At 57.6% G+C, this 7,163-nt stretch carries 7 protein-coding genes, 1 tRNA gene and 2 pseudogenes; 9 read left to right on the top strand and 1 reads right to left on the bottom strand.

The features are described 5' to 3' along the window. A pseudogene (locus ACQKPE_RS25400) lies at nt 1-93 on the bottom strand (GAF domain-containing protein); the annotation flags it as partial. Between ACQKPE_RS25400 and ACQKPE_RS25395 the strand changes: the two are divergent. From ACQKPE_RS25395 to rpoB, 9 genes and pseudogenes are all read left to right on the top strand, one after another. Further along, nucleotides 84-953 (top strand): annotated as a pseudogene (locus ACQKPE_RS25395) (elongation factor Tu); the annotation flags it as partial. The pseudogenes ACQKPE_RS25400 and ACQKPE_RS25395 sit on opposite strands and share 10 nt — an antisense overlap. A gap of 55 nt (nt 954-1,008) precedes the next feature. Further along, nucleotides 1,009-1,084 (top strand) — tRNA-Trp (locus ACQKPE_RS25390). Between the two features lie 44 nt (nt 1,085-1,128). After that, the gene (gene secE / locus ACQKPE_RS25385) at nt 1,129-1,497 is read left to right on the top strand and encodes a preprotein translocase subunit SecE (RefSeq protein WP_427669443.1); all 369 of its coding nucleotides are present in this window, start codon (nt 1,129-1,131) and stop codon (nt 1,495-1,497) included. Nucleotides 1,498-1,506: 9 nt separating this feature from the next. Next, nucleotides 1,507-2,040: a transcription termination/antitermination protein NusG gene (gene nusG / locus ACQKPE_RS25380; protein ID WP_011531880.1), complete on the top strand. Its 534-nt coding sequence runs from the start codon at nt 1,507-1,509 to the stop codon at nt 2,038-2,040. 119 nt (nt 2,041-2,159) lie between these two features. Continuing rightward, entirely contained in the window at nt 2,160-2,591 is a 432-nt protein-coding gene (gene rplK / locus ACQKPE_RS25375) for a 50S ribosomal protein L11 (protein WP_011531881.1), read from the top strand. Further along, a complete protein-coding gene (gene rplA / locus ACQKPE_RS25370; RefSeq protein WP_427669441.1) occupies nt 2,591-3,286 on the top strand; it encodes a 50S ribosomal protein L1 in 696 nt (231 codons plus the stop codon). The genes rplK and rplA overlap by 1 nt, the downstream gene beginning before the upstream one ends. Nucleotides 3,287-3,484: 198 nt before the next feature. After that, complete coding sequence (rplJ, locus tag ACQKPE_RS25365) at nt 3,485-3,985, top strand: 50S ribosomal protein L10 (protein WP_029614620.1); 501 nt, start codon at nt 3,485-3,487, stop codon at nt 3,983-3,985. A gap of 80 nt (nt 3,986-4,065) precedes the next feature. After that, a complete protein-coding gene (gene rplL / locus ACQKPE_RS25360; RefSeq protein ID WP_427669439.1) occupies nt 4,066-4,434 on the top strand; it encodes a 50S ribosomal protein L7/L12 in 369 nt (122 codons plus the stop codon). A gap of 220 nt (nt 4,435-4,654) precedes the next feature. After that, on the top strand, nt 4,655-7,163 hold a 2,509-nt coding region (gene rpoB / locus ACQKPE_RS25355; protein ID WP_427669437.1), incomplete at its 3' end, for a DNA-directed RNA polymerase subunit beta.

Here is a 7,163-nt window from a genome sequence, read left to right as displayed (position 1 = left end):
GAACGGAATGCGCACACAAGCCACCTGCCCCTGGAACGGGCCCAGCACCAGTTGCTCGTCGCGGTTCAGATAAAAGCCCGCCCAGTTCAGGTCCGATGCCGCAAACCCGTGAGCACATCCTGCTGTCCCGTCAGGTTGGCGTTCCGTACATCGTGGTCTTCCTGAACAAGGCTGACCTGGTAGACGACGCTGAGCTGCTGGAACTGGTCGAGATGGAAGTTCGCGACCTGCTGTCCACCTACGACTTCCCAGGCGACGACACCCCGATCATCATCGGTTCGGCTCGTATGGCGCTGGAAGGCAAAGACGACAACGAAATGGGCACTACCGCTGTCAAGAAGCTGGTAGAGACTCTGGACAGCTACATTCCTGAGCCAGTTCGTGCCATCGACCAGCCGTTCCTGATGCCAATCGAAGACGTGTTCTCGATCTCGGGTCGCGGTACCGTTGTTACCGGCCGTATCGAGCGTGGCATCGTTCGCGTTCAGGATCCGCTGGAAATCGTTGGTCTGCGTGACACCACCACCACCACCTGCACCGGCGTTGAGATGTTCCGCAAGCTGCTGGACGAAGGTCGTGCTGGCGAGAACTGCGGCGTGCTGCTGCGCGGCACCAAGCGTGACGACGTTGAGCGTGGCCAGGTTCTGGTCAAGCCAGGTTCGGTCAAGCCGCACACCAAGTTCACCGCAGAAGTCTACGTTCTGTCGAAGGAAGAAGGCGGCCGTCACACTCCGTTCTTCAAAGGCTACCGTCCTCAGTTCTACTTCCGTACCACTGACGTGACCGGTAACTGCGAACTGCCGGAAGGCGTTGAGATGGTAATGCCAGGTGACAACATTCAGATGACTGTCACCCTGATCAAGACCATCGCAATGGAAGACGGTCTGCGCTTCGCCATCCGTGAAGGCGGTCGTACCGTCGGCGCCGGCGTCGTAGCAAAGATTATTGAATAAGTAGTTGATTTATCTCGATCAGGCCGACATAATGGTCGGCCTGATACAGCTTTAAAGGTCAGTAGCTCAATTGGCAGAGCGACGGTCTCCAAAACCGTAGGTTGGGGGTTCGATTCCCTCCTGACCTGCCATTCACCTCGGTGTGATTGGCTTTCTTCTCACAGGATCCTCCTCGATGACTCCCAAAACTGAAGCCCAAGAATCGCGTTTTGATCTTTTCAAGTGGCTTGCTGTCGTAGCGTTGGTTGTCGTGGGTGTCGTGGGTAATCAGTATTACTCCGCCGCTCCTATCCTGTATCGCGTTCTGGCGTTGCTCGCCCTGGCTGCTGTCGCAGGCTTCATTGCCTTGCAGACTGCGAAGGGTAAGTCGTTCTTTGCGCTGGCGAAGGAAGCTCGTACCGAGATCCGTAAAGTCGTGTGGCCTACCCGCCAAGAAACCACCCAGACCACTTTGATTGTTGTGGCTGTGGTCCTGGTTATGGCGTTGCTGCTGTGGGGTCTTGATTCCCTGCTCGGCTGGTTGGTCTCCTTGATTGTAGGCTAAAGGTGTCCCGTGGCTAAGCGTTGGTACGTCGTGCATGCTTACTCGGGTTACGAGAAGCATGTAATGCGCTCTCTGATCGAGCGTGTAAAGCTGGCTGGCATGGAAGATGAATTCGGCGAGATCCTTGTCCCGACCGAAGAAGTCGTCGAGATGCGCAACGGCCAGAAGCGCAAGAGTGAGCGTAAGTTCTTCCCGGGCTATGTCCTGGTTCAGATGGAAATGAACGAGGGTACTTGGCACTTGGTCAAGGATACTCCTCGGGTCATGGGTTTCATTGGTGGTACCGCAGACAAACCTGCGCCGATCACTGATAAAGAAGCTGAGGCTATCCTGCGTCGCGTTGCCGACGGCAGTGACAAGCCCAAGCCGAAAACGCTGTTCGAGCCGGGTGAAGTGGTTCGAGTCATTGATGGTCCGTTCGCAGACTTCAATGGTAGCGTCGAAGAGGTTAACTACGAAAAGAGCCGTCTGCAGGTTGCAGTGCTTATTTTCGGTCGCTCCACCCCGGTGGAGCTCGAGTTCAGCCAGGTCGAAAAGGTCTAGCAGAACGCAGCATCCCATACCCCGCAGCCCTATGTGCTGCGGGGTTTTGTCGTCACTGGGATAAAACGCAAGTCATCCGGGGAGCCAATAGGCGCTTGAACCCGATTTTGGAGTAGCTCATGGCTAAGAAGATTCAGGCTTACATCAAGCTGCAAGTAAAGGCCGGCCAGGCCAACCCAAGCCCACCCGTTGGTCCAGCACTGGGCCAACACGGTGTGAACATCATGGAATTCTGCAAGGCTTTCAACGCCCGTACCCAGGGTCAAGAGCCAGGCCTGCCGACTCCAGTCATCATCACTGTCTACAGTGACCGTAGCTTCACCTTCGAGACCAAGAGCACCCCTGCCTCGGTTCTGCTGAAGAAAGCTGCTGGCCTGACCAGTGGTTCGGCTCGTCCGAACACCGTTAAAGTCGGTACCGTGACCCGTGCTCAGCTGGAAGATATCGCCAAGGCTAAACAGGCTGATCTGACTGCTGCTGACCTGGACGCTGCTGTACGCACCATCGCTGGCTCTGCCCGCAGCATGGGCCTGAACGTGGAGGGTGTGTAATGGCTAAGCTGACCAAACGCCAAAAGGCAATCGCCGAAAAAATCGAAGCAGGCAAAGCCTACGGCTTCGAAGAAGCGGCAACTCTGCTGGCCTCGCTGCCTGCTGCCAAGTTCGTCGAGTCGTTCGACATCGCCGTTAACCTCGGTGTTGACCCGCGTAAATCCGACCAGGTCGTTCGTAGCGCTACCGTGCTGCCACACGGCACTGGCAAGACCGTACGCGTTGCTGTCTTCACCCAGGGTCCAGCTGCTGAAGCCGCTCTGGCTGCCGGCGCTGACCGTGTAGGTATGGACGATCTGGCTGCCGAAATGAAAGGCGGCGACCTGAACTATGACGTCGTCATCGCATCGCCTGATGCCATGCGCGTCGTTGGTCAGCTGGGTCAGGTTCTGGGTCCTCGCGGCCTGATGCCTAACCCGAAAGTCGGTACCGTGACCCCAGACGTAGCCACTGCCGTGAAAAACGCCAAGGCTGGTCAGGTTCGCTACCGTACCGACAAGAACGGTATCATCCACACCTCCGTAGGCAAGGTTGGTTTCGAAGCCACCAAGCTGAAGGAAAACGTTGAAGCCCTGATCGCTGACCTGAAGCGTATCAAGCCGGCTTCCGCGAAAGGTATCTACGTCAAGCGCGTTACCCTGAGCACCACCATGGGCCCAGGTCTGATCATCGATCAGAGCTCGCTGAGCGTGTAAGACAATGCCGGCGCGACTTGTCGCGCCAGCAGCAAGAGATTGGGGTCCCTGCCTGGCGGGGGCTATCCAAGACCGTAGGCGGCGCAAGCCTTAAAAGACAAGCCTACGCAGATGGTGCTCCCGATTCGTTACCGAATCAGACACCAAAACGACATCCGGCCTCGGCCAGATGAAACGGTAAAAACCAGGAGTAAACCCGTGGCAATTAAACTCGAAGACAAGAAGGCCATCGTCGCTGAAGTCAACGAGGCTGCCAAAGTCGCTCTGTCCGCTGTCGTGGCTGATGCCCGTGGTGTGACTGTAGGCGCAATGACCGGACTCCGTAAAGAGGCTCGTGAAGCTGGTGTATACGTACGTGTCGTACGTAACACCCTGCTCAAGCGCGCTGTTGCCGACACTGAATTCAGTGTCCTCAACGACGCCTTCACTGGCCCGACCCTGATCGCTTTCTCCAACGAGCACCCGGGCGCTGCTGCCCGTCTGTTCAAAGAGTTCGCCAAGGGTCAGGACAAGTTCGAGATCAAGGCAGCTGCGTTCGACGGCAAGTTCCTTGCCGCTAACCAGATCGACGTGCTGGCAACCCTGCCAACTCGCGACGAGGCTATCGCACAGCTGATGAGCGTTATCCAAGGTGCAACCAGCAAGCTGGCCCGTACCCTGGCAGCGCTGCGCGACCAGAAAGAAGCTGCTGCTGCCTAAGGCGGCGTAGTCTTTCTCGAAATCAAACGTTTAATTTGATGGCCGCGTAGGCTGTCACCCCAATACAGGAATTCATAGTCATGTCTCTGACTAACGAGCAAATCATCGAAGCGATCGGCCAGAAAACCGTTCTGGAAATTGTTGAACTGATCAAAGCGATGGAAGAAACCTTCGGCGTTACCGCTGCTGCCGCTGTTGCCGCTGGCCCAGCTGCTGCTGCTGCCGTTGTTGAAGAGCAAACCGAGTTCAACGTTGTTCTGGTTGAAGCCGGCGAGAAGAAAGTCAACGTGATCAAGGCCGTTCGTGAACTGACCGGTCTGGGCCTGAAAGAAGCCAAAGAGAAAGTTGACGGCGCTCCTCAAGTCGTAGCTGAAGGCGTTTCGAAAGAAGCCGCTGAAGACGCGAAGAAGAAGCTGGAAGAAGCTGGCGCTAAAGTCGAGCTGAAGTAATAGCGACTTTGCGACTGCAGCCTGAGCGCTAAGCGAAAGGCTGATGGCTGGTGGCTCATGCCACCGGCCTTTTTCCGTTATTGGTGGCCGATCAGGTCGGCCCCGATAACGAGCTGCAAGACACCCATGTGGGTGGCGCAAACCAAGGGGTTTGCACGATTTTCTGGCTGCTCCCGCCGGGAGAAGCCAAACAAGCAGGTGACCAAGCTGGGGAACGCTGATGGCTTACTCATACACTGAGAAAAAACGTATCCGCAAGGACTTTAGCAAGTTGCCGGACGTCATGGATGTGCCGTATCTCCTGGCCATCCAGCTGGATTCGTATCGCGAATTCCTGCAGGCGGGAGCATCCAAGGATCAGTTCCGCGACGTCGGTCTGCATGCGGCCTTCAAATCGGTATTCCCGATCATCAGCTACTCCGGCAATGCTGCCCTGGAGTACGTAGGCTATCGCCTGGGCGAGCCCGCCTTCGATGTGAAGGAATGTGTGCTGCGCGGCGTGACCTTCGCAGTTCCGCTGCGGGTGAAAGTGCGCCTGATCATCTTCGACAAGGAATCGTCGAACAAAGCGATCAAGGACATCAAAGAGCAAGAAGTCTACATGGGTGAAATCCCCCTGATGACTGAGAACGGTACCTTCGTTATCAACGGTACCGAGCGAGTGATCGTTTCCCAGCTGCACCGTTCGCCAGGTGTGTTCTTCGACCACGACCGTGGCAAGACCCACAGCTCCGGCAAGCTGCTGTACTCCGCTCGCATCATTCCTTACCGCGGTTCCTGGTTGGACTTCGAGTTCGATCCGAAGGACTGCGTGTTCGTGCGTATCGACCGTCGCCGCAAGCTGCCGGCGTCCGTCCTGCTGCGCGCCCTGGGCTACAGCACCGAAGAAATCCTGGACACCTTCTACACCACCAACGTGTTCCACGTTTCCGGTGAGAAGCTGAGCCTGGAGCTGGTCGCCCAACGCCTGCGCGGTGAAGTTGCGGTCATGGACATCACCGACGAAACCGGCAAGGTCATCGTCGAGCAGGGTCGTCGTATCACTGCGCGTCACATCAACCAGATCGAGAAAGCCGGCGTCAAGCAGCTGGACGTTCCGATGGAGTATGTGATCGGTCGCACCACCGCCAAGGCCATCGTGCACCCGGCCACTGGCGAGATCCTGGCCGAGTGCAACACCGAGCTGACCACCGATCTGCTGATCAAGGTCGCCAAGGCTCAGGTCGTACGCATCGAGACCCTGTACACCAACGACATCGATTGCGGTCCGTTCATCGCCGATACCCTGAAGATCGACACCACCAGCAACCAGCTGGAGGCATTGGTCGAGATCTATCGCATGATGCGTCCTGGCGAGCCACCGACCAAGGATGCCGCCGAGACCCTGTTCAACAACCTGTTCTTCAGTGCCGAGCGTTACGACCTGTCCGCCGTTGGCCGCATGAAGTTCAACCGTCGTATCGGTCGTACCGAGATCGAAGGTTCGGGCGTGCTGAGCAAGGAAGACATCGTCGATGTACTGAAGACCCTGGTCGATATCCGTAACGGCAAGGGTATCGTCGACGACATCGACCACCTGGGTAACCGTCGTGTACGTTGCGTCGGCGAGATGGCCGAGAACCAGTTCCGCGTTGGCCTGGTGCGTGTAGAGCGCGCGGTCAAGGAACGTCTGTCGATGGCCGAAAGCGAAGGCCTGATGCCGCAAGACCTGATCAACGCCAAGCCGGTTGCGGCAGCGGTGAAGGAGTTCTTCGGTTCCAGCCAGCTCTCGCAGTTCATGGACCAGAACAACCCGCTCTCCGAGATCACCCACAAGCGCCGCGTCTCCGCACTCGGCCCTGGCGGTCTGACCCGTGAGCGTGCAGGCTTCGAAGTCCGTGACGTACACCCGACCCACTACGGTCGCGTGTGCCCGATCGAGACCCCTGAAGGTCCGAACATCGGCCTGATCAACTCCCTGGCGGCCTATGCCCGCACCAACCAGTACGGCTTCCTGGAAAGCCCGTACCGCGTGGTGAAAGAGGGTGTGGTCAGCGACGACATCGTGTTCCTGTCGGCCATCGAAGAAGCTGATCACGTCATCGCCCAGGCTTCGGCCGCGATGAACGAGAAGAAGCAACTGATCGATGAGCTGGTAGCAGTTCGTCACCTGAACGAATTCACCGTCAAGGCGCCGGAAGACGTCACCCTGATGGACGTTTCGCCGAAGCAGGTTGTCTCGGTCGCAGCGTCGCTGATTCCGTTCCTCGAGCACGACGACGCCAACCGTGCGTTGATGGGTTCGAACATGCAGCGTCAGGCGGTTCCGACCCTGCGTGCCGACAAACCGCTGGTAGGTACCGGCATGGAGCGCAACGTCGCCCGTGACTCCGGTGTCTGCGTGGTTGCTCGCCGCGGTGGTGTGATCGACTCGGTCGACGCCAGCCGTATCGTTGTTCGCGTTAACGACGACGAAGTGGAAACCGGCGAAGCAGGTGTAGATATCTACAACCTGACCAAGTACACCCGTTCGAACCAGAACACCTGCATCAACCAGCGTCCGCTGGTTAGCAAAGGTGACAAGGTCCAGCGTAGCGACATCATGGCCGACGGTCCGTCCACCGACATGGGTGAACTGGCACTGGGCCAGAACATGCGCATCGCGTTCATGGCGTGGAACGGCTTCAACTTCGAAGACTCCATCTGCCTGTCCGAGCGTGTGGTTCAGGAAGACCGCTTCACCACCATCC

Source organism: Pseudomonas sp. NPDC089554, assembly GCF_050280645.1.
Classification (GTDB): domain Bacteria; phylum Pseudomonadota; class Gammaproteobacteria; order Pseudomonadales; family Pseudomonadaceae; genus Aquipseudomonas.
This window is presented reverse-complemented; position numbering and strand designations above follow the sequence as displayed.

Excerpts from the sequence above, each read along its gene's own strand:
- secE (WP_427669443.1), top strand. The coding sequence starts at position 1,129 with ATGACTCCCAAAACTGAAGCCCAAGAATCGCGTTTTGATCTTTTCAAG.
- rplK (WP_011531881.1), top strand. The coding sequence starts at position 2,160 with ATGGCTAAGAAGATTCAGGCTTACATCAAGCTGCAAGTAAAGGCCGGC.
- rplA (WP_427669441.1), top strand. The coding sequence starts at position 2,591 with ATGGCTAAGCTGACCAAACGCCAAAAGGCAATCGCCGAAAAAATCGAA.
- rplL (WP_427669439.1), top strand. The coding sequence starts at position 4,066 with ATGTCTCTGACTAACGAGCAAATCATCGAAGCGATCGGCCAGAAAACC.